We start from the raw sequence: 22,401 nt of genomic DNA, 5'->3' as shown, positions 1-22,401 counted from the left end.
AGCGGGCATTTTACCGTATTCCCATGCCCCGCCGATTTGACCCGGTTTGCTGGAGGCGCTGTGCGGTGTGCCGCGCGTCAGCTACGCTGGCCGAACATCATCTGGCGCGCGATCGCCTTCTTGAGCGGCGGCACGAACTCGAGCGCGGTGAGCGCGGCGCCGCGCAGCAACGGAAGCGGGCCCGAGTCGACCGTAAACAGGCGCGCCAGCGTGTCGGTCGCGCCGATCGTGAAGCGCCGGTCGAGCGCGCGGCGCGCGTTGAAGGTCGCGAGCGCGGTCGCTTCGAAGCCTTGTGCGGACAGCGTGTCGACGAGCGTGTGCGCATCGCGCAGCCCGAGGTTGAGCCCCTGGCCTGCAACCGGGTGCAGCGTTTGCGCGGCATTGCCGACGATCGCGACGCGACCGCTGACGAGCGTCTGCGCGGCGTTCAGGCCGAGCGGGAAGGACGCGCGCCCGGCGATCGCGACGAATTCGCCCATGCGTTCGCCGAACACGCTGCCGAGCTCGCGCAGGAACGCATCGTCGGGCAGTGCGGCACGTCGCGCCGCTTCGTCGGGCGTACAGCACCAGACGAGCGAGTAATCGGCCTGACGCGGCCCGCCGAGCGGCAGCAGCGCGAGCGGGCCCTCGTGCGTGAAGCGTTCCCACGCGACGTTCGGGCGCGGCGCCGATACCGTGACCGTGCCGACGAGCGCGGTCTGTCCGTAGTCGCGGCGATGCTTGGCCGTATCGGCCTGCTGTTCGTGGAACAGCCCGCCTTCGGCATTGACGACGATACGCGCGCGCAGCGTGCGCTCGCCTTGCGGGCCGTCGAGCGTCAGCGCGACGCCGTCGGCGTCCTGCTGCGGCGCGCGCGCGGTGGTCGACGTGAGCCAGTCGACGCGCGTGCCGCGCACCGCATTCGCGAGCGCCTGCACGATCGAGCCGTAGCGCACCACGTAGCCGAGCGCGGCGAGGGCGTGCTCGTCGCGATCGATCAGCGTGCGGCCGAAATGGCCGCGCTGCGACACGTGGATATGTTCGATCGACGTGGCGTCGGCGGGCCACGCGAGCGTGTCGAGCAGCACGCGGCTGCCGTGCGACACGGCGATCGCGCGCGGATCGTTCGCGCTCGCGGCCGGGTCGCGCGCGTCGATCAGCGCGATCGATGCATGCTGCGTCGCGCTGCGGCGCGCGAGCCAGCCGGCGAGCGCGAGCCCGACGGGGCCCGCGCCGACGATGGCGAGGTCGTAATCCGGCGTGGCGGAGGGGGAAGCGGTCGTCATCAGGGTTCGTGAAACGGTGTTGGCGGTCGAAGCGGTTCAAGCGGTCCAGGCAGTCGCAGGCGGCACGCGGCCGCTCACGCGCCGTGCGCGGCGCCCTCGCGCATCAGCGCCTCGATCTCGTCGGCCGCGACCGGCACGTCGCGCGTGATCAGTTCGCAGCCGTGCTCGCGCACGATCGCGTCGTCCTCGATGCGGATGCCGATGTTCCAGTACTCGGGCGGCACGTCGTCGGCCGCGCGCACGTACAGGCCGGGCTCGACGGTGAGCGTCATGCCGGCTTTCAGCGTGCGCCACGGCAGCGCGCCGTTGGCGTCGCGCGCGGCGAGCCGCTCGCGATAGTCGCCGCAGTCGTGCACGTCCATCCCGAGCCAGTGGCCGGTGCGATGCATGTAGAAGCGCGTGTACGCGCGCTCGGCGATCACATCGTCGACGTTCGAGAAGCGCGTTTTCGGGATGATCCCGGTGTCGAGCAGCCCCTGCGCGAGCACGCGCACGGCCGCGTCGTGCGGCGCCTCGAACGGCACGCCCGCGCGCGTCGCGTCGATCGCGGCCTGCTGCGCGGCGAGCACGATGTCGTACAGCGTGCGCTGCGCGGGCGAGAAGCGGCCGTTGGCCGGGAACGTGCGGGTGATGTCCGACGCATAGCCGTCGAGTTCGCAGGCGGCGTCGATCAGGATCAGGTCGCCGTCTCGCGCGGCCGCGTTGCCGGCCGGATAGTGCAGCACGCACGCATTCGCGCCGGCCGCGACGATCGAACCGTACGCGGGCGCCTGCGCGCCGTGCTTGCGGAACAGGTACAGCAGCTCGGCCTCGAGCTCGTATTCGCGGATGCCGGGGCGGCACACCTGCATCGCCCGGCGGTGCGCGAGCGCGGAGATGTGCGCGGCGCGCATCATGATCGCGAGTTCGTGTTCGTCCTTCACGAGCCGCATGTCGTCGAGCAGCGGCGTGAGGTCGAGCAGCGCGTCCGGCGCGGCGACGCCCGTGCGTGCCTGCGCGCGCACCGCGTCGATCCAGCCTGCGAGCTGGCGCTCGAAGTCGGCCGATGCGCCGAACCGGTAGTGCACGGTGCCCGCATCGGCGAGCAGGCGCGGCATTTCGGTGTCGATCACGTCAACCGCGAATGCCGCATCGAAGCCGAACGCGTCGCGTGCGGCGTCGGGACCGTAGTGAAAGCCTTCCCAGATCTCGCGGTCGACGTTCTTGCCGCGGCAGAACAGGATCGATTCCGGCGCCCCGTGCGGCGCGGCCGCGTTCAGCACGAGCACGGCATCCGGCTCGGTGAAGCCCGTCAGGTAATGGAAATAGCTGTCGAACCGATACGGGTAGGCCGTATCGCGGTTGCGCAGCATTTCCGGCGCGGTGGGGACGATGGCGACGCCGCCGCCCGCGGCACGCAGTGCGGCAAGCACGCGTTCGCGGCGCTGGCGGTAGACGTCGACGGCGATGGCGGTATCGAGGGGCGCATTCATCGTGCGATTGTAGCGCCGCGCGACGCGGTGCGTGAGAGTGGGGCCGCAAGCCGCTCCGGCCAAGGCCCGCGCGGCGGCTGTTGCAAACCATCCACAGGCCGGACGGGCGATTTTCTACCCGGCCGCGCGTGCCGGTTATGATCGGCGACAACGTATACTCTCGGCGGTTCCCTTGAAAAGGCAGATGATGAAATTAATCGGTTCGCTCAGCAGCCCGTACGTCCGAAAGGCGCGGATCGTGCTTGCTGAAAAGAAGATCGACTACAAGCTGGAGCTCGAGAACGTGTGGGCGCCGGAGACGGATATTCATGCATCGAATCCGCTCGGCAAGGTCCCGTGCCTCGTGATGGAAGACGGCGCCGCGGTGTTCGATTCCCGCGTGATCTGCGAATACGTCGATACGCTGTCGCCGGTCGGCAAGCTGATTCCGCCGTCGGGCCGCGAGCGCGTCGAAGTGCGCTGCTGGGAAGCACTGGGCGACGGCGTGCTCGACGCGGCGGTCGCGATCCGTCTCGAACACACGCTGCGGGAAGAAGGGCAGCGCAGCGCGAGCTGGATCGCGCGCCAGCAACGCAAGATCGACGACGCGCTCGTCGCGATGTCGCAGGGTCTCGGCGGCAAGACGTGGTGCGTCGGCAATCATTACACGCTCGCCGACATCGCACTCGGCTGCGCGCTCGGCTATCTCGATTTCCGGATGCCCGAGCTCGACTGGCGCGATCGCCACCCGAACCTCGACAAGCATTTCGTGAAGCTGCAGCAGCGGCAGTCGTTCGCCGATACGCTGCCGCAGAACTGAGCCGCGGCCCGGCCTTCACGCATTCGGCAGACGAAAGAAAAGCGCCCCGCGGGGCGCTTTTCTTTTTGCCGCGCCGGCCGCCGCTAGCGCGGCGCCGGCCGCGCGCGTCACTCGATCGACGCGTACACGGCTTCGCCGAGCGAGAACGAATCGCTGCGCGCGATCGGCCACCACTTGTCGTACAGGGACAAGCCGCAGGTCTGGCCGTCGAGCAGCGCACCGGGTTTCAGGTATTTCAGCAGTTGCGACATCAGTCGCACCTCGTGCGGCGCGACCCGCTGCACGATGTGATGCGCGCGCAGCTCGGACGGATGCGCGAGGCCGGCCGCCTGCACGAGTTCCTGCAGCGCATGCAGCGTATTGCGGTGGAAGTTGTACACGCGCTCGGCCTTGTCGGGCACGACGAGCGCGCGCTGGCGCACCGGGTCCTGCGTCGCGACGCCGGTCGGGCAGCGGTCGGTGTGGCAGTGCTGCGCCTGGATGCAGCCGACCGCGAACATGAAGCCGCGCGCCGAGTTCACCCAGTCCGCGCCGATCGCGAGCGTGCGTGCGATGTCGAACGCGGTGATGATCTTGCCGCTCGCGCCGAGCTTCACGCGGTCGCGCACGCCGATCCCGACGAGCGTGTTGTGCACGAGCAGCAGCCCTTCCTGCAGCGGCACGCCGACGTGGTCGGTGAATTCGAGCGGCGCCGCGCCCGTGCCGCCTTCCGCGCCGTCGACGACGATGAAGTCGGGCACGATGCCCGTCTCGATCATCGCCTTCGCGATCCCGAAGAATTCCCACGGGTGACCGATGCACAGCTTGAAGCCCGTCGGCTTGCCGCCGGACAGCGTGCGCAGCCGCTCGACGAATTCGAGCAGCCCGCGCGGCGTCGAGAATTCCGAGTGCGTCGCGGGCGAGATGCAGTCCTTGCCCATCGGCACGCCGCGCGTTTCGGCGATTTCCGGCGTGATCTTCGCGGCCGGCAGCACGCCGCCGTGACCGGGCTTCGCGCCCTGCGACAGCTTCACCTCGATCATCTTGACCTGCGGATCGGCGGCCTGCTTCGCGAACTTGTCGGGGTTGAACGTGCCGTCTTCGTTGCGGCAGCCGAAGTAGCCGGACGCGATTTCCCAGATGATGTCGCCGCCGTGCTCGCGGTGGTACTTCGACAGCGAGCCTTCGCCGGTATCGTGCGCGAAGCCGCCTTTCTTCGCGCCGAGGTTCAGCGAGCGGATCGCGTTCGCGGACAGCGAGCCGAAGCTCATCGCCGAGATGTTGAAGATCGAAATGTCGTACGGTTGCGCGCGATTCGCGCCGACGCGGATGCGGAAGTCGTGGCTCGGCAGCTTCGTCGGCGCGAGCGAATGGCTGATCCATTCGTGCGCGACGGCCTTCACGTTCAGCTCGGTGCCGTACGGACGATTGTCCGCGACGTTCTTCGCGCGCTGGTAGACGAGGCTGCGCTGCGCGCGCGAGAACGGCTTTTCGTCGGTGTCGTCCTCGACGAAGTACTGGCGGATTTCAGGTCGGATGAATTCGAACAGGAAGCGGAAGTGGCCCCAGAGCGGGTAATTCCGGAGGATCGCGTGGCGGTCCTGCTTCAGGTCGTACAGGCCGAGCGCGACGAGGGCGATGGGGACGACGATCCACAGCCAGGAAAGAACGTGGGCCGACGCGAGCGCGGCCGCTGCGACGAGCAGCAGCACGGCACACCACATCGCGAGGTAGCGGCGTGAAAGCATGGGGGACTCCATAAGAATCTTGAAATACCGCCATGCGTACGCTGCGAAGGCGGCGCGCCGGCCGCGGCGGAATCGTGTTCCGCCGGACGCGGCGTGCCGCAAGTCTAAACCGAATGGATGTCAGCGTGCTTCGGCGAGCGCCGGCGCGTGGCCCGCCGGTGCAGCCTGGCCGGGTTGGCCGGTGGCCGCGAACTCGATGATGCCGCCGCCGAGGCAGATCTCGCCGTCGTACAGCACGGCCGACTGGCCGGGCGTGACGGCCCACTGCGCGTCGTCGAACGCGAGCGAGAAGCGCGCTTCGCCTGCCGGGCCGGCTGCCGCGGCCCGGCCATCCGCGGCCCGGCCGAACGTGCACGCCGCGTCGGCCTGCCGGTAGCGCGTCTTCGCGCCGCACGCGAAGCCGTCCGCCGGGGGCTCGCCGGCGACCCAGCTCACGTTGCCGGCGACGAGCTCGCGCGACAGCAGCCACGGATGATCGTGACCCTGCACGACGTACAGCGTGTTCGTCGCGATGTCCTTCGCGGCGACGAACCACGGCTCGCCGCTGCCGCTCTTGCTGCCGCCGAGGCCGATGCCCTTGCGCTGGCCGAACGTATAGAACGCGAGGCCGATGTGCTCGCCGACGACCTTGCCGTCGGGCGTCTTCATCGGGCCGGGTTTCGTCGGAAGATAGCGGTTCAGGAAATCGCGGAACGGCCGTTCGCCGATGAAGCAGATGCCGGTCGAATCCTTCTTCTTCGCATTCGGCAGCCCGATCTGCGCGGCGATCTCGCGCACCTTCGTCTTCGGGATCTCGCCGAGCGGGAACATCGTCTTCGACAGTTGCGCCTGGTTCAGCCGGTGCAGGAAGTACGACTGGTCTTTCGTATGATCGAAGGCCTTCAGCAGTTCGAAACGCCCGTCGCGCTCGCGCACGCGCGCATAGTGGCCGGTCGCGATCATTTCCGCGTCGAGCGACATCGCGTGGTCGAGGAACGCCTTGAACTTGATCTCGGCGTTGCACAGCACGTCGGGGTTCGGCGTGCGGCCGGCCGAGTATTCGCGCAGGAACTCGGCGAACACGCGGTCCTTGTATTCGGCGGCGAAGTTGACGGCTTCCACGTCGATGCCGATCAGGTCGGCCACGGACACGACGTCGATCCAGTCCTGGCGCGTCGAGCAGTACTCGCCGTCGTCGTCGTCTTCCCAGTTCTTCATGAACAGGCCGACCACGTCGTAGCCTTGTTCCTTCAGCAGCCACGCGGTCACCGACGAATCGACGCCGCCCGACATGCCCACCACTACACGGCGCTTGCTCATTTGCCGACCGCCTGACGTTCGAATGCCTCGGGGCGCGGGGCGACCGAATGCGTGTGCACGAAATCGAGCGGAATGCGCCGCCCGGCGAGATAGTCGTCGACGCAGCGCATCACCGCGGGCGAACGATGGCGCTCGCTGCAGGCGCGCAGTTCGTCGGCCGTCATCCACAGCGTGCGGACGATGCCGTCGTCGAGCACATGGCCCGCGACCGGTTCGCCGGCGGTGCCGCAGAACGTGAAGCGCAGGTAGGTCGCGCCGGCGCTGCCGGGGCGATCGTAGTGCGCGAGATAGACGCCGACGAGCGCGTCGGGCGTGAACGGGCGCGCGGTTTCCTCGAGCGTTTCGCGGATCACGGCGTCGGCCAGCGTTTCGCCGGCTTCGAGATGACCGGCCGGCTGGTTGATGCGCAGGCCCGTCGAGGTTTCTTCCTCGATCACGAGAAAGCGGCCGGCGCGCTCGACGAGCGCGGCGACCGTCACATGCGGGGTCCAGATTTCGGGTTTCATGGTTCGGCATTTTACCGGTTGCGCCCGAACGTTGCCGGTCTTCGTCAGACGATCCGACCCTCTCGGATCGTCCGTCCCGGCGCTGCGTGACGACGCTGCGTGGCGGCGCGGGTCAAGCGCCTGTCGCATTCGAGCACGATCGTGCGGAAAGTGCTGGCGCGACCATCGCTTTCGGTTAAAGTGCAGCGTGAAAGCCGTTGCTCGTGAGCCGGTATGTCAGCCTGTCCGGCTCGTTGTGCAGTAAAGATCGCAAGAAAAGAAATACTGACAATGACTGGAGGGACTGACGATGCATATTGGAGTGCCTGCTGAAACGCGGGCCAACGAGGCGCGTGTGGCTGCGACGCCGGAAACCGTGAAGAAATACGCGGCGGCCGGCCATCGCGTCAGTATCGCGAAAGGGGCCGGCAGCGCAGCCAGCTATCCCGACGAAGCCTATGCGGCCGTCGGCGCCGAATTGACCGACCAGTCGGCCGCGTTTGACGCCGATCTCGTCCTGAAGGTCCAGGCGCCCACCGACGCCGAACTGCCGTTGCTCAAGCGCGGCACCGTGCTGATCGGCATGCTCGAGCCGTTCAACGGCGAGCAGGCGGCGAAACTCGCCGCGGCCGGCGTGACCGGTTTCGCGCTCGAGGCCGCGCCGCGCACGACGCGTGCGCAGAGTCTCGACGTACTGTCGTCGCAGGCGAACATCGCCGGCTACAAGGCCGTGCTGGTGGCCGCGTCGCTGTATCCGCGCTTCATGCCGATGCTGATGACGGCCGCGGGCACCGTGAAGGCGGCGCGCGTGCTGATTCTCGGCGCGGGCGTCGCGGGCCTGCAGGCGATCGCGACCGCAAAGCGGCTGGGCGCGGTGATCGAGGCGTCCGACGTGCGGCCGGCCGTGAAGGAGCAGATCGAGTCGCTCGGCGCGAAATTCCTCGACGTCCCGTTCGAAACCGACGAAGAGCGCGAAGCCGCGCAGGGTGTGGGCGGCTATGCGCGCCCGATGCCGGCATCGTGGCTCGGCCGCCAGGCCGCGCTCGTGCACGAGCGTGCGAGGCAGGCCGACATCGTGATCACCACCGCGCTGATTCCCGGGCGCCCGGCGCCGACGCTGATCTCGGTCGACACCGCGCAGGCGATGAAGCCCGGCTCGGTGCTCGTCGATCTCGCGGCCGGCCGCGGCCCGGAAATCGACGGCCGCAGGGGCGGCAACTGCCCGCTGACCGTCGCCGACCAGGTGATCGTGCACAACGGCGTGACGATCGCCGGCTACACGAATCTCGCGTCGATGGTCGCGTCGGACGCGTCGGCGCTGTACGCGCGCAACCTGCTCGACTTCACGAAGCTGATCGTCACGAAGGAAGGCACGCTGAACGTCGACCTGACCGACGACATCGTCGCCGCGACGCTGCTGTGCCGCGACGGTGAAGTCACGCGCAAATAACGGAGGAGACCATGGAAGTCATCAATCACACGGTGATCAACGTGATCATCTTCGTGCTGGCGGTGTACGTCGGCTACCACGTCGTCTGGAACGTCACGCCGGCGCTGCATACGCCGCTGATGGCCGTGACCAACGCGATCTCGGCGATCGTGATCGTCGGCGCGATGCTCGCGGCGGCGCTCACCGTCGGCGCGACCGGCAAGTTCTTCGGCACGCTCGCGGTCGCGCTCGCGGCCGTCAACGTGTTCGGCGGCTTTCTCGTGACGAGGCGAATGCTCGAGATGTTCCGCAAGAAGGAGCCCAAGCGCATCGAGGGCGGCAAGGAGGGCGCGCGATGAGCATGAACGTCGTTACGCTGCTGTACCTCGTCGCCTCGGTGTGCTTCATCCAGGCGCTGAAGGGCCTGTCGAATCCGAAGAGCGCGCGGCGCGGCAACCTGTTCGGGATGGTCGGGATGGCCATCGCGATCCTCACGACGATCGCGCTGATCGTCAAGCAGGCCGCGTGGCTCGGCGCGAACCTGCCGCTCGGCCTCGCGCTCGTGCTCGGCGCGCTGATCGTCGGCGGCGGCGTCGGGGCGTTCGTCGCCGCGCGCGTCGAGATGACGAAGATGCCCGAGCTCGTCGCGGCCATGCACTCGCTGATCGGTCTCGCGGCCGTGTGCATCGCATATGCGGTGGTGTCGGAGCCCGAAGCGTTCGGCCTCGTGCCGCAGGACGCGGTGTCGTCGAGCTTCATCCCGTACGGCAACCGCGTCGAGCTGTTCATCGGCACGTTCGTCGGCGCGATCACGTTCTCCGGTTCGGTGATCGCGTTCGGCAAGCTGTCGGGCAAGTACAAGTTCCGGCTGTTCCAGGGCGCGCCGGTCGTGTACGCGGGCCAGCACCTGATCAACCTGATGCTCGCGATCGCGATGCTCGGCTTCGGCATCCTGTTCTTCATCACGCAGGCGTGGCTGCCGTTCATCATCATGACGGCGATCGCGTTCGTGCTCGGCGTGCTGATCATCATCCCGATCGGCGGCGCGGACATGCCGGTGGTCGTGTCGATGCTGAACTCGTACTCGGGCTGGGCGGCGGCCGGCATCGGCTTCTCGCTGAACAACGCGATGCTGATCATCGCCGGTTCGCTGGTCGGCTCGTCGGGCGCGATCCTGTCGTACATCATGTGCCACGCGATGAACCGCTCGTTCTTCAACGTGATCCTCGGCGGCTTCGGCGGGGAAGCGGCGGCCGGCGGCGCGGCGGGCGCGCAGGAGCAGCGGCCGGTGAAGTCGGGTTCGGCCGACGACGCGGCGTTCATGCTCGGCAACGCGGAATCGGTCGTGATCGTGCCGGGTTACGGGCTCGCCGTCGCCCGTGCGCAGCACGCGCTGAAGGAGCTGACCGACAAGCTGGTCGAGAAGGGCATCGACGTGAAGTACGCGATCCACCCGGTCGCCGGCCGGATGCCGGGCCACATGAACGTGTTGCTCGCGGAAGCGGAAGTGCCGTACGAGATCGTGCACGAGATGGAGGACATCAACGGCGAATTCGGCCAGGTGGACGTGGTGCTCGTACTCGGCGCGAACGACGTCGTGAACCCGGCCGCGAAGAACGATCCGAAATCGCCGATCGCGGGGATGCCGATCATCGAGGCGTACAAGGCGCGCACGGTGATCGTCAACAAGCGTTCGATGGCGGCCGGCTACGCGGGCCTCGACAACGATCTGTTCTACATGGACAAGACGATGATGGTGTTCGGCGATGCGAAGAAGGTCATCGAGGACATGGTGAAGGCGGTCGAGTAGCGCACGCCGAGACTATGCGGCGCCCGCTTCGATGCGCGGGCGCCGCGCCGGCACAGGCCCGACCGGCGCAAGCCGGCCGGGTTTTTTTCATGGTGCGACGCGTTGCGCGATGCAGGCGGCGATCGCGTCGCGTACGCGCACGATCGCCGGGTCGCGCTGCGTGCTCGTGCGCCAGCCGATTTCGACCGGATAGCGCGGCAGGTCGATCGGGCACGCGAGTGCGCGCAGCGCGGTCGATTGCGCGATCGCGCGGGCCGCATGCGCGGGAATCGTCGCGACTGCGTCGGAGCCGGCGAGCAGGTACGGCAGCGCGGCGAAATGCGTGGTCGACGCCGCGACGCGCCGCTGGTGGCCGAGCGCGGCCAGCGCCTCGTCGACGATCCCGATCACGCCGCCCGACGATACGAGCAGGTGGTCGCGCCGCAGGAACTCGGCGAGCGTCAGCGTGCGCGGCGTCCGCGCGCGGCCGGCCGGATCGATCAGGCACGCATATCCGCCCGTCGCGACCGCGCGCCGGCTGAGCCCGTTCGCCGAGAAGCCGCCCGATGCGATCGCGAGATCGACGCCGTGCCGCAGCAGCGCGTCGCCGGCGATGCCGCTGTGGGTCTGCCGGAAGATCAGCCGGATGCCGGCGGCTTCTTGCGCGAGCGCATCGATCAACGCGCGGCCGAGCGCGATCTCGAAGTCGTCGGACAGCCCGATCGAGATCGTGCGGCCGACGCGGTCGCCGCCGTCGGCCGCGATCGCGAGGCTTTCGCGGCAACGGTCGAGCGCGTCCGACAGGATCGGCTTCAACTCGTCCGCGCGCGGCGTCGGCGCGAGCCCGCGGCCGGTGCGCACGAACAGCGGATCGGCATAGATCACGCGCAGCCGCCCGAGCGCCGCGCTGACCGCCGACTGCGTGAGGTCGAGCCGCAGCGCCGCGCGGCTCGCGCCGCCTTCCTCGTACAGCGCCTCGAACACCTTCAGCAGGTTCAGGTCGAGCGCGGCGATATCATCCATATTCATGACACATATCGTTCCATCGATTTGATCGATGGCATCTTATCGATAAAGATGGCGACATCCCATTCACCGGAGACGCCTTCATGTCCACGTCAGTCATCGCCGCGCTGCAGATCGGCGCATCGCCCGCCGGCACGCGCGCCACGCTCGACACGATCCTCGGCTACGAAACCGCGATCCGCGACAGCGGCGCGTCGCTGGTCGTGCTGCCCGAGGCCGTGCTCGGCGGCTATCCGAAAGGCGAAATCTTCGGCACGCGGCTCGGCTACCGGCTGCCCGAAGGACGCGACGCATATGCGCGCTACGCCGCGCAGGCGATCGACGTGCCGGGGCCGGAAACCGACGAGCTGGCCGCGCTGTCGCAGCGCACCGGCGCGAGCCTCGTGGTCGGCGTGATCGAGCGCGGCGGCAGCACGCTGTACTGCACGGCGCTGTTCTTCGATCCGCGCGACGGGCTCGTCGCGAAGCACCGCAAGCTGATGCCGACCGGCACCGAACGGCTGATCTGGGGGCAGGGCGACGGCTCGACGCTGTCCGTCGTCGAGACGGCCGCGGGCCGCGCGGGCGCCGCGATCTGCTGGGAGAACCACATGCCGCTGCTGCGCTGCGCGATGTACGCGAAAGGCGTGCAGATCTGGTGTGCGCCGACCGTCGACGAGCGCGACGTGTGGCAGAGCTCGATGCGGCACATCGCGCACGAAGGGCGCTGCTTCGTCGTGAGCGCGTGCCAAGTGCAGCCGTCGCCGCGCGCGCTCGGCATCGACGTGCCGGGTTGGGACCCCGAGCGGCCGCTGATTCGCGGCGGCAGCGTGATCGTCGGGCCGCTCGGCGACCTGCTGACGGAGCCGCTGATCGGCGAGGCCGGGCTCGTGACCGCCCGTATCGACACCGACGAGCTCGTGCGGGCGCGCTACGACTTCGACGTCGTGGGCCACTACGCACGTGCGGACGTGTTTTCGCTGCACGTCGACGAGCGGCCGAAGCGGCCGGTGGTGTTCGGCGGGTAACGAAAGTGGAGGCGGGCGCCGCATGGCGCCCGGAAAACGAAGGGCGGCGGCCGCCCGCCGCGCCGCGTCAGCGCATCGGCGCTTCCGCGATCCGCATGTAGTCGGCGATCCGCCGGCCCTCCATGTCCGGAAACTGCTCGTGTACGGTGATGTCGCCCATCCGCGCGATGTCGAAGGTGCGAAAATCGTCGCGCAGCTCGCACCACGCGCCGATCGTCCAGCGCCCGCCCCAGTAGACGAGCCCGAGCGGCCAGACGCGGCGCTGCGAATGCGCGCCGAGCCGGTCGCGATAGTCGAAGCTGACGATGTGGCGCGTGTCGATCGCCTGGTGGATCGCGTCGACCTTCGCGCAAAACGTCGCGTCGATGTGGAACGACGGCGCGAACACGGGCAGCCGGTCGAGCGCCGTACGCTTGTCGGCCGGCATCGCCGACGCGATCTTCGCGAGCGCCGAGCGCGCGCCGCTCGCGAAGCGCGCACCGCCCCAGGTCTCGAGCATGCGCGCGCCGGTGGCGAGCGCCGCCAGCTCCTCGGCCGTGAACGTGAGCGGCGGCAGGCTCGCGTTGCGGTTCAGCCGGTAGCCGATGCCGGCCTCGCCTTCGATCGGCACGCCTGACAGTTGCAGGTCGCGTACGTCGCGGTAGACCGTGCGCGGCGACACCGACAGCCAGTCGGCCAGCTGCTGCGCGGTCGTGAGACGACGCCCGCGCAACAGCTCGGCGATCTGGAACAGGCGGTCGGCACGGCGGGTCATGACAGCACCTCGATTCCTCTGGCTACGGGGACTTCGCGATGATAGCGCCGCGCCGGCCCGCTGACCGCTGCGCTCAGTGGCATTTCGGCGCGTGCAGGCCGACGCGGTTGCCTTCCGTGTCGATCAGGTAGCCGACGTAGCCGTAGTTGTTCGGCAGCTCGACGACGGAGCCCTGCACGACGCCGCCCGCGCGCTTCGCGCGTTCGAGCGCCGCGACGACCGACTCGCCGGCGTTCAGGTAGACGAGCACGCCGTTCGCGCTCGGCTTCATCTGCTGCGGATCGAACACGATGCTGCCACCCGTGCTCGATGCGTCGCGATCGAACGTCGCCATCGGCACGCCGCCGATGACCTCGCGCTGCAACGTGGTTTGCAGCACGGTTTCGTAGAAGCGGATCGCGCGGTCGAAATCGAGGGACGGAATGTCGAACCAGGCGATCGCGCGTTCCACGGTTGCAGTGGCGGTTGCTGACGTCATGACGAGCTCCTTGTGTTGCGTTGTTATTCGGATTCGGTGGGGAAACCAGCCTGCATTGCGCCGGGATTGCAGTGTGATCGCGGGCTGCTGACACCGTATTGTCAGTAGAGTTGTCACCCTTGACATGCAACCATTTGGTTGCATAATAAGGCCGTTGACCCGGGAGCGGCATGGACCTCGTTTTCAAGGCGCTGGCCGATGCCACGCGCCGTCGGTTGCTCGATCTGCTGTACGCAAAAAACGGCCAGACCGTGTCCGAGCTGTGCGACGGGCTCGCGATGAGCCGGCAGGCCGTGAGCAAGCATCTCGCGCTGCTCGAGGCCGCGAATCTCGTCGCGACGACGTGGCGCGGCCGGGAGAAGCTGCATTACCTGAATCCGGTGCCGATCCATGACATCGCACAACGCTGGATCGGCAAGTTCGAGCGTCAGCGCCTGCAGGCGCTGGCGGACCTCAAGCGGGGGCTGGAAGCGCCCCGCGACACGGGAGACGACGATGGGTAATCCCGACTTCGTGTACGTGACCTTCATTGCGGCCACGCCCGAGCGCGTGTTCGACGCGCTGACCAACGCCGAGCTGACGAAGGACTACTGGGTACGGCATCGCAACGCGTCGCCCGACTGGCGGCCGGGTTCGCGGTGGGAACATCAGGACTACGACGATCCGTCGCGGGTCGACATCGTCGGCGAAGTGGTCGAGAACGATCCACCGCGCCGGCTGGTCGTCACATGGCGCACGCCGTCGGGGGAGGGCGGGGAATCTCGCGTGACCTATCTGGTCGAGCCGCACGAGGGCGTCGTGAAGCTGACCGTCACGCACGACGGGCTGGTGCCCGGTTCGGAGATGGACCGCGGGATTCGCGGCGGCTGGCCGGTCGTGCTGTCGAGCCTGAAGACGCTGCTCGAGACGGGGCATGCCCTGCCGTTCACGATGGCGCGCTGGTCGCAGTCGAAGCATTGACCGGCTGCGGAAAAGCACAGGGGCCGCGATGGCGGCCCCTGCACGTCGTGGCTTGCACAAGCGCACGGATGGCTTACGCGTCGCCCTCCGGCGCGGCCGGGCGTGCCTTCACGCTGCCGGCGATCAGATCGAAGCGGAACAGCCGGCATTCGAGCGCGCCGTTGAACAGCGGCGTCTTGGCCGATTCGCGCAGGCGCAACTGGCCCGGCAGCGAACGGTCGGACGTCAGCAGGAACGCCTGCCAGCCCGTGAAGCGCTGCTTCAGCGCATCGCCGAGCGCGTTGAAGAACTCGCTGTCCGGCGCGTCGGTGTGCGTGCGACGGAATGCGTCGTCGTTGCCGCGGTTGCGGCCGGTTTCGCGCACCTCGCCGCGCGCGCTGCGGCCGCGCACTTCGATCCGCTCGCCGTACGGCGGGTTCGCGAGGAGGATGCCTGGCCCGTCGCACGGCGGCGTCATCCCGCGCGCATCGACCTGCTTGAGCCACACCGACGGCACGCCCGAGCGCTCGAGGTTCGCGCGCGCCTTCTCGAGCATGTCGCCGGAGATGTCGCTGCCGTACACGCCGAGCGCGTCGCCGCGCCTGGCCCGCGCCGCGCGCTTCGCGTCGAGCGCCGGGACCTTCAGCCCCTGCCACGCGGTGATGTCGTACTGCTTGAGCTTTTCGAAGCCGAACCGGCGCTCGACGCCGGGCGCCACGCCGAGCGCGATCTGCGCGGCTTCCGCGAGGAACGTGCCGCTGCCGCACATCGGGTCGTACAGCGCGGTGCCGGGCGTCCAGCCGGTCAGGCGCAGGATGCCGGCCGCGAGGTTCTCGCGCAGCGGCGCCGCGCCCTTGTCGAGACGCCAGCCGCGCTTGAACAGCGGCTCGCCCGACGTATCGAGGTACAGCGTGCATTCGCCCGCCGTCAGGAACGCGAACACGCGCACGTCCGGCGCACCGGTGTCGATGCTCGGGCGCGCGCCGGTCTTGTCGCGCATCCGGTCGCAGATCGCGTCCTTCACGCGCAACGTCGCGAATTCGAGGCTTTTCAGCGGCGACTTGATCGCGGTGATGTCGACGCGCAGCGTCTGCGTGGCCGCGAACCAGCGCTCCCACGGTTGCTCGAGCGCGAGCGCATAGACGTCCTGCTCGTTGCGGTACGCGCGGTGCGCGATCTTCAGCAGGATCCGGCTCGCGATCCGCGAATGGAGGTTCGCGGCCATGCCGGCGGCCCAGCCGCCGCTGAAATGGACGCCGCCCGGCACCTGCGCGCCCGCGGTGAACGGCGCGCCGTTCAGGTGGCGGCCGGCGATTTCGGCCAGCTCGGCGGCAAGCGCCGCTTCGAGGCCGCGCGGGCAGGGGGCGAAGAATTCGAACAGGGTGGGCGAGGACATAAGGCGGGTGAGGACGTGCAAAAGTCCACTATTGTACGCGGCGCGGCCGACCGGGGCCGGCGTTTCGGCGCGGCGGCGCCGGCGCGACGGCCGCTCGCGCGTGCCGGGAGGACGGCGACGGGCACCGGCGGGGCGCCGCTGCCCGCCGCAGCTCAGTGCGCGCCCGGCTGGCCGGCGCGCGCGGCCGGGGTGCCCGCCGGCCAGAACAGCGCGAGCGGATTCGACAGCACCGTGCGGACGATCGCGGCGACGAGCGCGCGCACCTTGGTCGGGCGCAGGCTGCGCGAGCGCACGGCCATCGTGAACGCGAGTGCGAAGCTCACGAGCACGTTGAGGAAGGCCATGCTGAGCACGCCGGCGCCGGCCCACCACAGTTCGGGCGTGCCGAGCGCATCCTTGCCCAGTACGCCGAGCGCGATCCCGATCGAGCCGGCCGACAGCGTCACGTGCCGCACCTCGAACGGGAACATGAACACGGTGACGATCGCCGGGACGAGGCCGAGCATCAGGCCGAGGCCGACGTTCGCGACCACGCCGGCGACGTTCGATCGGCAGAAATGCGCGAGCTTCGCGGCGCCGGCCGCGCCGAGCGTCAGGCGCAGCCGGCGGTTGTACGCGAGCGCATCGCCGACGCGGTGCAGCACGAACCAGTTGTCGGCCCAGCCCGCGAGCAGACTCGACGCCCACAGCAGCACGCCCGTGAGCGCCGCATAGAACGGCGTCGGGCCGAGCAGCGAGAACGAATGCAGCGTCGCGTGCGCCTTCTCCGGCGAGATCAGGTTCGTATGCGCGACGTTGGCCGCGAACAGCTGCACGAGCAGGCACACGGGCAGCACGACGACCACGTTCCCGGAAATCGCGGCCGCCTGCGTGCGGATCAGTGCGATCACCGACGCGACGAACGCCTTCACGCCTTCCTCGTGACCGGTGTCGTCGAGCTCGCGCGCGAGCGTCGGCGCGGTCATCGCGGGCTGCTTGGTCGCGAGCGTGAAATGCAGGAAGTGCATCAGCATGAAGCTGGCCGCGTAGTTGATGCCCGCCAGCAGCCCTTCGAGCATCGACTGCAGGTGCGCACCCGTGATCGCGAACTTCACGCACACGGTCGCGACCGTGACGAGGCCGCCGCCCGCGGCCATCCGCAGCATCTTCAGGTACTCGGCCCGGCCGCGCGAGATGTAGTGCTCGCCGGTGTCCGCGTTGGTCTCGACGAGCTTGCGTGCGAACAGCGAGAAGTTGCTGCGCACGAGGTGCGCGACGCTCTGGCTGCTCTGGTTCGCGTCGACGAGCTCGGCGGTCAGGTGCGCCATGCCGTGCAGGTCGTCGCGCGCCATCCACGCGTTGAGCAGCATTTCCGCGCGCAGGATGCGCATGCGCATCCGCTCGACCTGGAACACGATGTCGACCGACACGCCGTTGCGGTACAGGTGCGCGAACACGTTGTCGACGGCGATCCGGCATTCGTCGAGCAGCACGCGCAGGTAGTTCACCTCGTGCAGCAGCTTGCTCGGATCGCCGCCGTCCTCGACGGCCGCGTGCGCGGTCTCGACCGCGAGCATCGCGCGCGTGAGGCGGTAGAACGGCTGCGATTCGAGCGGCTTGCGCGCATCGTCGTCGGACAGCCGGCTGCGCACCGTCTGCGACAGGCCGGTCGAGCTGATCTGGCAGGTCAGGTTGTGCAGCGCGGCCAGCAGGTCGCGCGAGAACGAGCCGGGCTCGTGGCGCTCCTCGTCGGTGACGTCGAACGAGAGCAGCTCGGCGAGACGCGCGAGCAGGTCGTCGGGCAGCGCGTCGATCCATTTCGCGTCCTCGGGCGTCGGGAACATCAGCGTGAACAGCGCCGACAGTTCGCGGCGGTTCGGCGCGGGCGGGATCAGCGACGAATCGATCCGCTCGAACAGCGCGCCGAAGAAGCCCGAATGCACGGGCATGCCGGCGTCGCACAGCAGCGAGATGCCGTCGCACTCGCGCAGGATGCCGCGCAGGATGCGCGCGGCGTGCGCTTTCCATGCGGGGTTGCGATCGAGCACGTGGAACAGGTAGCGCAGCCGCGCATGGGCGGGATAGGCCCGCGTGTCGGCGTCGCGCTCGGCCGGCGCGTCCTGCACCGTGCCGTTGCGGCGCAGCCAGTGCGCGAGCTCGATCAGCCATTCGCTGCGCTCGGCGTACGACGCGTCGGCGTCGGCATGCGCGAGCAGCGCATCGAGCTGGTGACCGGCATTGCGCGACGCGCGCCACTTCTTGATCAGGGTCGTCAGGGAACGAAACATAAACGGAATAGCGAAAGCCCGTGACGGGCGGGTTCGGGATGCCGGCCGGGGAAACGGTGCGGCGCCGGGAGAACGGATGAGACGGGGCCGGTGCCGGACGGGGCGCGGCGACCCGCGATGCGATTGCCCCGCTGCGGTGCACGCCGACCGCGTGCAGGCGCCGGGGGCACGGCGGTCGGGCCGAACGCGGCCCGGCGCCACTGGCCGGTGCGCACGACGAACGGCGCGAGCCTGAAAGTGCGTAGGATCGTCAATCGGGCCGGAAAACGCAAGCCGACCGCGTTGCATGGCGCGGGTTCCGGCGGCTTTGACAAAGAATGTAAATGGCCGTTCTAAATGGCCGTCGGGCCGATGAAGGCGGTGCGCGAGGCCGGCTGCGGCGGCGTGCAGCCCGCGACGGGCGGCGCGCGGCCCGACGCGCCATTCGACACCGCGCGGGCGAACGCCGTGTCGAACGTTCGCCTGCGCGCCGTCCGCGTTCGCTTATGCGCCGGACTTGCCCGTCGCGCCGGCGTCGCCGCCGGACGTCGGGTTGGCCGGGCACGGCACGACCGGCGCGGCCGCCGTCTTGCTGCCGGCCGCGGGCGTGGCTGGCGCGCCGCGGCGCGCGGCCATCGCGCGCACGCCGTCCGCGGCCTGCGCGGCAATCGCGTCGAGCGCGCGCCGGTGGCCGGCGACGAGTGCGTCGTAGCCGTCGCCGACCGGTTCGGCGACGCTCGTGCGGCAGGTCATCACGGCCTGCGTGGCGAGCGAGCGCACGCTCCACACGGCGTCGACCGCGGCCCGCTTGCCGGGCCACGACTCGAAGCGCTGCACGTTCACGCTGATGCGGTACACGGGCACGCCGGCCGGATAGGCGGAATTCGCGACGTCGATCGTGCCGAGCCGAGCGGCGAGATCGTCCGACAGCGCGCGGCGGATCTCGTCGGCGGGCGGCGACGCCCAGCGTTCCTGCTCGAGCACGTCGACCTGCGCGGCGTTCTTCTGCACGACCAACTGGTTCTTCGCGACCTGCTCGGGCACGCCGACCGACGGCACCTCGATCAGGAACGCCGGATTGGCCGGCGCGGTGCGCAGCGGCGCCGCGGCGTCGGCCGGGCTGAGCGTGTAGAACCGCGCGGGCGGCGAGCTGCACGCGGCGAGCGCGAGTGCGGCGAAGACGGCCGCCGCGCCGCTCGCGAAACCGTTCACGCGTGTCGTCATGGTTTATCTCCTGGCTTGCCCTTGAGCAGCGATTCGGGGTGGCGCTCCAGATAGTCGGCGAGCGCGTTCAGCGATTGCAGCGTGCGCGTGAGTTCCTTCAGCGCGCCGCGCACGTCGGACTGCAGCGGCGAATCCTGCTGCAGCGTCGCCTCGGCGGTCGAGAAGGTCTGCTTCGCGGCCGACAGCGTGTCGCGCGCTTGCGGCGCGACCTGCGTGTCGAGCTGCTTGAACAGCTTGTCGGCGTTCGCGAGCGCGCTGTTCAGGTTCGCGCCGATCTGGTCGAACGGCACCTTGTCGAGCTTCTTCGCGATGTCGGCGACCTGCAACTGCAGCTCGTCGAGCGTATTCGGCACGGTCGGCAGCTCGAGCGGCTGGCGGGCCGTGTCGATCTTCACGGCCGGCGCCTTCGGGAAGAAGTCGAGCGCGACGTACAACTGGCTCGTCAGCAGGTTGCCGGTGCGCAGCTGGCCGCGCAGCCCGTGCTGGACGAGCCGCTCCACGATTTCGCGGCGCGCCGGTTCGCCCTTGCTCTCGATCGTCTCGCGGAAGCGGCGGCCGAGGCGCTCCGGATACACGTTCATCGTCACCGGCATCAGGAAGTTCTTCGTCTTCGGATCGAAGTCGATGCCGATGTTCGTCACTTCGCCGAGCACGATGCCGCGGAAGTCGACCGGCGCGCCGACGGCGAGCCCGCGCAGCGACTGGTTGAAGTTCATCACGACCTGCAGCGGCTGGCCGTCCGGGTCGCGCATCGCGTCGCCCTCGTCGGAGCCGAGACGGAACGTCGTGTTGTTCGGCGCGGTCGTGCCGCTGCCCTGGTTCGGCGGCGTCTGGAACGCGATGCCGCCGAGGATCACCGTCGCGAGCGACTGCGTGTTCAGCTTCAGGCCGCTCGAATCGAGCCGCAGATCGACGCCGCTCGCCTGCCACCAGCGCGTGTTCATGCCGACGTACTGGTCGTACGGTGCATTGACGAACACATTGAACGTGACGCCCGTGCCGTCCTTGTCGAGCGAGAAGCCGACCACCTGGCCGACCTGGACGCGACGGTAGTAGACCGGCGAGCCGATGTCGACCGAGCCGAGCGAATCGCCGCGCAGCACGTACTGCGTGCCTTTCTGGTCGCCCGTGACGGCGGGCGGCGTCTCGAGGCCGGTGAAGTCGGTCAGCGTGTCCTGCCCGTGACCGGCGTCGACGCCGATGTACGCGCCGGACAGCAGCGTGCCGAGCCCCGACACGCCGGTCGCGCCCACGCGCGGGCGCACGATCCAGAAGCGCGAACCCTGGACCGCGAAGTCCTCCGCTTCCTTCTTGAGCTGCACCTGGACCAGCACGCGCGACAGGTCCTTCGACAGCTTGATCGTCTTGACCGTGCCGATCTCGACGTCCTTGTACTTGACCTGGGTCTTGCCCGGCTCGAGCCCTTCGGCGCTGTGGAAGCTGATCGTGATTTCCGGGCCGCGCTCGCGCACGGACTTGATCACGAGGCCGATGCCGATCAGCGCGGCGATCAGCGGCACGAGCCAGACGAGCGACGGCAGCCAGCCGCTTTTCGTCGAGATCGCCGGATCGGGCGGCCGGGGCGCATCGTGCTGCGGGCCTTGTGGACTATTCATGGTGATTCCCTGAGGTTTCGACTGGATCCCAGATCAGGCGGGGATCGAACTGCATCGACGCCAGCATCGTCAGGATCACGACCGAGCCGAACGCGAGCGCGCCGGGGCCGGCCGTGATGACGGCGAGCGAACGGAAATGGACGAGCGCGACGGTCAGCGTCACGACGAAGATGTCGAGCATCGACCAGCGGCCGATGCGCTCGACGATCCGATAGAGGCGCGTGCGCTGCAGCGGCCGCCAGGCGGTGCGGCGCTGTGCGCTGATGACGAGGATCGTCAGGACGGCGAGCTTGAGCATCGGCACGAGAATGCTGGCGACGAACACGACCACGGCGAGCGGCCAGTCGCCGGACGTCCAGAAATAGATGACGCCGCTCATGATCGTGTCCTGCTGCGACCCGACGATCGACGACGTACGCATGATCGGCAGCAGGTTCGCCGGAATGTAGAGGATCGCGGCCGCGAGCAGCAGCGCCCACGTGCGCATGATGCTGTTCGGCGTGCGCACGTGAAGCGCGCTGCCGCAGCGCGCGCAATGCGCGTGCGGCCGGTCGATCGTCTGCACGAGCCCGCACGCGTGGCAGCTGGCGTAGCCCTCGCGGGCGGCGGTCGGCGTGGGCCTCGTCATCGGCGGGGCGTGTCCTGCAGCGGCGCGGCGGGGTCGGGCCGCGCCGGCGCGCGGCCGGCGCGCAGGTCGTCGGCGATGTCCCACACCGTGCGCGGGTCGAACATCAGCACGACGGCGGTCATCAGCGTGAGCGCGCCGAACGCGAACAGCGCCGCGTCGGGCACGACGCGCGCGAGGCTCACCATCTTCACGATCGTGACCACGATGCCGAGCATGAACACCTCGATCATCCCCCACGGCCGCACGAGCTGGATCGTGCGCAGCACGACGTTGAGGCCGGGCGGCACGATGCCGCGCCGGATCGGCAGCAGGACGTAAAGGAGCGCGGCCATCTCGACGAGCGGGAACAGCACGGTCGAGCAGAACACCATCACGCCGACGATCTCCATGTCCTGATGCCACAGCGCATCGATCGCGCCGATCAGCGTCGTCTGCACGCGCGTGCCGTTCAGGTCCATTTCGAGGATCGGGAACGCCTGCGCGATGACGAACGTGACGAGCGCCGCGACCGCGAGCGCGCTGATGCGCTCGATCTGCGTGGTGCTGTTGCGATAGAGCAGCGCGTCGCAGCGCGGGCAGCGTGCGATTTCGCGGCCGCTCAGGCGCGGTTTATGCAACAGTGCGTCGCATTCGTGGCAGGCAATCAGGTCGTATCGTTGCATGGAAAAGGCGGTGCTGCGACGGCCGGGGAACGCGTCGACGGGGCCGGAACCCGCGCCAATCTTACCAAAAGGGCTTTTTCGATGGGTCAAGGATCGTGCGTTGCGTGACCGGTCGGTAACATGACGGGAAGCCGTCAGCCGGCTGGCGCGCCTGTCCTCA

The 22,401-nt window shown here is 69.0% G+C and carries 21 protein-coding genes; 7 read left to right on the top strand and 14 right to left on the bottom strand.

Features of this window, described 5'->3' with window-relative positions:
• Nucleotides 1-77: 77 nt before the first annotated feature.
• Complete coding sequence (locus WS89_RS15715) at nt 78-1,265, bottom strand: UbiH/UbiF/VisC/COQ6 family ubiquinone biosynthesis hydroxylase (RefSeq protein WP_059791828.1); 1,188 nt, start codon at nt 1,263-1,265, stop codon at nt 78-80.
• A 74-nt stretch (nt 1,266-1,339) separates the two neighbouring features.
• Entirely contained in the window at nt 1,340-2,737 is a 1,398-nt protein-coding gene (locus WS89_RS15710; protein WP_059791826.1) for an aminopeptidase P N-terminal domain-containing protein, read from the bottom strand.
• 184 nt (nt 2,738-2,921) lie between these two features.
• On the opposite strand from WS89_RS15710, the gene WS89_RS15705 reads away from it, so the two are divergent.
• Nucleotides 2,922-3,536 (top strand): glutathione S-transferase family protein, encoded by a 615-nt coding sequence (locus tag WS89_RS15705; protein ID WP_027783574.1) that lies wholly within the window; start codon nt 2,922-2,924, stop codon nt 3,534-3,536.
• Between the two features lie 107 nt (nt 3,537-3,643).
• Here WS89_RS15705 and WS89_RS15700 read toward each other — a convergent pair whose 3' ends face one another.
• The 3 genes from WS89_RS15700 to WS89_RS15690 form a co-directional block, all read right to left on the bottom strand.
• A complete protein-coding gene (locus tag WS89_RS15700; RefSeq protein ID WP_059501002.1) occupies nt 3,644-5,263 on the bottom strand; it encodes an FMN-binding glutamate synthase family protein in 1,620 nt (539 codons plus the stop codon).
• A gap of 120 nt (nt 5,264-5,383) precedes the next feature.
• Nucleotides 5,384-6,562 carry a tRNA 2-thiouridine(34) synthase MnmA gene (mnmA, locus tag WS89_RS15695; protein ID WP_059791824.1) on the bottom strand — a complete coding sequence of 393 codons (1,179 nt, stop codon included), beginning with the start codon at nt 6,560-6,562 and terminating at the stop codon, nt 5,384-5,386.
• Nucleotides 6,559-7,068 (bottom strand): NUDIX hydrolase, encoded by a 510-nt coding sequence (locus WS89_RS15690; RefSeq protein WP_059779224.1) that lies wholly within the window; start codon nt 7,066-7,068, stop codon nt 6,559-6,561. The genes mnmA and WS89_RS15690 overlap by 4 nt, the downstream gene beginning before the upstream one ends.
• Before the next feature lie 289 nt (nt 7,069-7,357).
• On the opposite strand from WS89_RS15690, the gene WS89_RS15685 reads away from it, so the two are divergent.
• From WS89_RS15685 to WS89_RS15675, 3 genes are read left to right on the top strand one after another with little or no spacing between them, the layout of a single operon-like run.
• Complete coding sequence (locus tag WS89_RS15685; RefSeq protein ID WP_059501005.1) at nt 7,358-8,497, top strand: Re/Si-specific NAD(P)(+) transhydrogenase subunit alpha; 1,140 nt, start codon at nt 7,358-7,360, stop codon at nt 8,495-8,497.
• 11 nt (nt 8,498-8,508) lie between these two features.
• A complete protein-coding gene (locus tag WS89_RS15680) occupies nt 8,509-8,835 on the top strand; it encodes an NAD(P) transhydrogenase subunit alpha (protein ID WP_012327914.1) in 327 nt (108 codons plus the stop codon).
• A complete protein-coding gene (locus WS89_RS15675) occupies nt 8,832-10,286 on the top strand; it encodes an NAD(P)(+) transhydrogenase (Re/Si-specific) subunit beta (RefSeq protein WP_006483443.1) in 1,455 nt (484 codons plus the stop codon). The genes WS89_RS15680 and WS89_RS15675 overlap by 4 nt, the downstream gene beginning before the upstream one ends.
• Nucleotides 10,287-10,373: 87 nt before the next feature.
• Here the strand turns inward: WS89_RS15675 and WS89_RS15670 are convergent, their stop codons facing one another.
• Nucleotides 10,374-11,294, bottom strand: a complete 921-nt coding sequence (locus WS89_RS15670; protein WP_059791822.1) for a LysR family transcriptional regulator — start codon at nt 11,292-11,294, stop codon at nt 10,374-10,376.
• 80 nt (nt 11,295-11,374) lie between these two features.
• Here WS89_RS15670 and WS89_RS15665 point away from each other — a divergent pair, with 80 nt between their 5' ends.
• Entirely contained in the window at nt 11,375-12,298 is a 924-nt protein-coding gene (locus tag WS89_RS15665) for a carbon-nitrogen hydrolase family protein (protein ID WP_059791820.1), read from the top strand.
• Nucleotides 12,299-12,365: 67 nt separating this feature from the next.
• Here WS89_RS15665 and WS89_RS15660 read toward each other — a convergent pair whose 3' ends face one another.
• Together WS89_RS15660 and WS89_RS15655 are read right to left on the bottom strand one after the other, a co-directional pair.
• Nucleotides 12,366-13,052, bottom strand: coding sequence for a helix-turn-helix transcriptional regulator (locus WS89_RS15660; RefSeq protein WP_059501008.1), 687 nt, complete (start codon nt 13,050-13,052; stop codon nt 12,366-12,368).
• A 73-nt stretch (nt 13,053-13,125) separates the two neighbouring features.
• Nucleotides 13,126-13,530 (bottom strand): VOC family protein, encoded by a 405-nt coding sequence (locus WS89_RS15655; RefSeq protein ID WP_034206437.1) that lies wholly within the window; start codon nt 13,528-13,530, stop codon nt 13,126-13,128.
• A 170-nt stretch (nt 13,531-13,700) separates the two neighbouring features.
• Here WS89_RS15655 and WS89_RS15650 point away from each other — a divergent pair, with 170 nt between their 5' ends.
• Both WS89_RS15650 and WS89_RS15645 read left to right on the top strand, forming a co-directional pair.
• On the top strand, nt 13,701-14,033 hold the full coding sequence (locus tag WS89_RS15650) for an ArsR/SmtB family transcription factor (protein WP_034206438.1): 333 nt from the start codon (nt 13,701-13,703) through the stop codon (nt 14,031-14,033).
• On the top strand, nt 14,026-14,490 hold the full coding sequence (locus WS89_RS15645; protein ID WP_059791818.1) for an SRPBCC family protein: 465 nt from the start codon (nt 14,026-14,028) through the stop codon (nt 14,488-14,490). The genes WS89_RS15650 and WS89_RS15645 overlap by 8 nt, the downstream gene beginning before the upstream one ends.
• A 73-nt stretch (nt 14,491-14,563) precedes the next feature.
• Here the strand turns inward: WS89_RS15645 and WS89_RS15640 are convergent, their stop codons facing one another.
• The 6 genes from WS89_RS15640 to WS89_RS15615 form a co-directional block, all read right to left on the bottom strand.
• Complete coding sequence (locus WS89_RS15640) at nt 14,564-15,865, bottom strand: THUMP domain-containing class I SAM-dependent RNA methyltransferase (protein ID WP_059791817.1); 1,302 nt, start codon at nt 15,863-15,865, stop codon at nt 14,564-14,566.
• A gap of 152 nt (nt 15,866-16,017) precedes the next feature.
• On the bottom strand, nt 16,018-18,132 hold the full coding sequence (locus WS89_RS15635) for a site-specific recombinase (protein WP_059791813.1): 2,115 nt from the start codon (nt 18,130-18,132) through the stop codon (nt 16,018-16,020).
• 483 nt (nt 18,133-18,615) lie between these two features.
• Nucleotides 18,616-19,335 (bottom strand): PqiC family protein, encoded by a 720-nt coding sequence (locus tag WS89_RS15630; protein ID WP_059501013.1) that lies wholly within the window; start codon nt 19,333-19,335, stop codon nt 18,616-18,618.
• A complete protein-coding gene (locus WS89_RS15625; protein ID WP_059501014.1) occupies nt 19,332-20,951 on the bottom strand; it encodes a PqiB family protein in 1,620 nt (539 codons plus the stop codon). The genes WS89_RS15630 and WS89_RS15625 overlap by 4 nt, the downstream gene beginning before the upstream one ends.
• Nucleotides 20,944-21,579: a paraquat-inducible protein A gene (locus tag WS89_RS15620; RefSeq protein WP_059501015.1), complete on the bottom strand. Its 636-nt coding sequence runs from the start codon at nt 21,577-21,579 to the stop codon at nt 20,944-20,946. The genes WS89_RS15625 and WS89_RS15620 overlap by 8 nt, the downstream gene beginning before the upstream one ends.
• Nucleotides 21,576-22,241, bottom strand: a complete 666-nt coding sequence (locus WS89_RS15615; RefSeq protein WP_059501016.1) for a paraquat-inducible protein A — start codon at nt 22,239-22,241, stop codon at nt 21,576-21,578. The genes WS89_RS15620 and WS89_RS15615 overlap by 4 nt, the downstream gene beginning before the upstream one ends.
• Between the last annotated feature and the right edge of the window lie 160 nt (nt 22,242-22,401).

This window comes from Burkholderia sp. MSMB1072, assembly GCF_001524725.1.
Lineage (GTDB): Bacteria > Pseudomonadota > Gammaproteobacteria > Burkholderiales > Burkholderiaceae > Burkholderia.
Note: the sequence above shows the minus strand (reverse complement) of the source record. Positions and strands in the feature narration are given on the sequence as shown.

What these genes read in the sequence shown, in the direction of transcription:
- WS89_RS15670 (WP_059791822.1), bottom strand. Translation starts at nt 11,294, where the DNA reads ATGAATATGGATGATATCGCCGCGCTCGACCTGAACCTGCTGAAGGTG.
- WS89_RS15715 (WP_059791828.1), bottom strand. Translation starts at nt 1,265, where the DNA reads ATGACGACCGCTTCCCCCTCCGCCACGCCGGATTACGACCTCGCCATC.
- WS89_RS15680 (WP_012327914.1), top strand. Translation starts at nt 8,509, where the DNA reads ATGGAAGTCATCAATCACACGGTGATCAACGTGATCATCTTCGTGCTG.
- WS89_RS15690 (WP_059779224.1), bottom strand. Translation starts at nt 7,068, where the DNA reads ATGAAACCCGAAATCTGGACCCCGCATGTGACGGTCGCCGCGCTCGTC.
- WS89_RS15635 (WP_059791813.1), bottom strand. Translation starts at nt 18,132, where the DNA reads ATGTTTCGTTCCCTGACGACCCTGATCAAGAAGTGGCGCGCGTCGCGC.
- WS89_RS15625 (WP_059501014.1), bottom strand. Translation starts at nt 20,951, where the DNA reads ATGAATAGTCCACAAGGCCCGCAGCACGATGCGCCCCGGCCGCCCGAT.
- mnmA (WP_059791824.1), bottom strand. Translation starts at nt 6,562, where the DNA reads ATGAGCAAGCGCCGTGTAGTGGTGGGCATGTCGGGCGGCGTCGATTCG.
- WS89_RS15685 (WP_059501005.1), top strand. Translation starts at nt 7,358, where the DNA reads ATGCATATTGGAGTGCCTGCTGAAACGCGGGCCAACGAGGCGCGTGTG.
- WS89_RS15700 (WP_059501002.1), bottom strand. Translation starts at nt 5,263, where the DNA reads ATGCTTTCACGCCGCTACCTCGCGATGTGGTGTGCCGTGCTGCTGCTC.
- WS89_RS15640 (WP_059791817.1), bottom strand. Translation starts at nt 15,865, where the DNA reads ATGTCCTCGCCCACCCTGTTCGAATTCTTCGCCCCCTGCCCGCGCGGC.
- WS89_RS15645 (WP_059791818.1), top strand. Translation starts at nt 14,026, where the DNA reads ATGGGTAATCCCGACTTCGTGTACGTGACCTTCATTGCGGCCACGCCC.
- WS89_RS15660 (WP_059501008.1), bottom strand. Translation starts at nt 13,052, where the DNA reads ATGACCCGCCGTGCCGACCGCCTGTTCCAGATCGCCGAGCTGTTGCGC.
- WS89_RS15620 (WP_059501015.1), bottom strand. Translation starts at nt 21,579, where the DNA reads ATGACGAGGCCCACGCCGACCGCCGCCCGCGAGGGCTACGCCAGCTGC.
- WS89_RS15615 (WP_059501016.1), bottom strand. Translation starts at nt 22,241, where the DNA reads ATGCAACGATACGACCTGATTGCCTGCCACGAATGCGACGCACTGTTG.
- WS89_RS15710 (WP_059791826.1), bottom strand. Translation starts at nt 2,737, where the DNA reads ATGAATGCGCCCCTCGATACCGCCATCGCCGTCGACGTCTACCGCCAG.
- WS89_RS15675 (WP_006483443.1), top strand. Translation starts at nt 8,832, where the DNA reads ATGAGCATGAACGTCGTTACGCTGCTGTACCTCGTCGCCTCGGTGTGC.
- WS89_RS15665 (WP_059791820.1), top strand. Translation starts at nt 11,375, where the DNA reads ATGTCCACGTCAGTCATCGCCGCGCTGCAGATCGGCGCATCGCCCGCC.
- WS89_RS15650 (WP_034206438.1), top strand. Translation starts at nt 13,701, where the DNA reads ATGGACCTCGTTTTCAAGGCGCTGGCCGATGCCACGCGCCGTCGGTTG.
- WS89_RS15630 (WP_059501013.1), bottom strand. Translation starts at nt 19,335, where the DNA reads ATGACGACACGCGTGAACGGTTTCGCGAGCGGCGCGGCGGCCGTCTTC.
- WS89_RS15705 (WP_027783574.1), top strand. Translation starts at nt 2,922, where the DNA reads ATGATGAAATTAATCGGTTCGCTCAGCAGCCCGTACGTCCGAAAGGCG.
- WS89_RS15655 (WP_034206437.1), bottom strand. Translation starts at nt 13,530, where the DNA reads ATGACGTCAGCAACCGCCACTGCAACCGTGGAACGCGCGATCGCCTGG.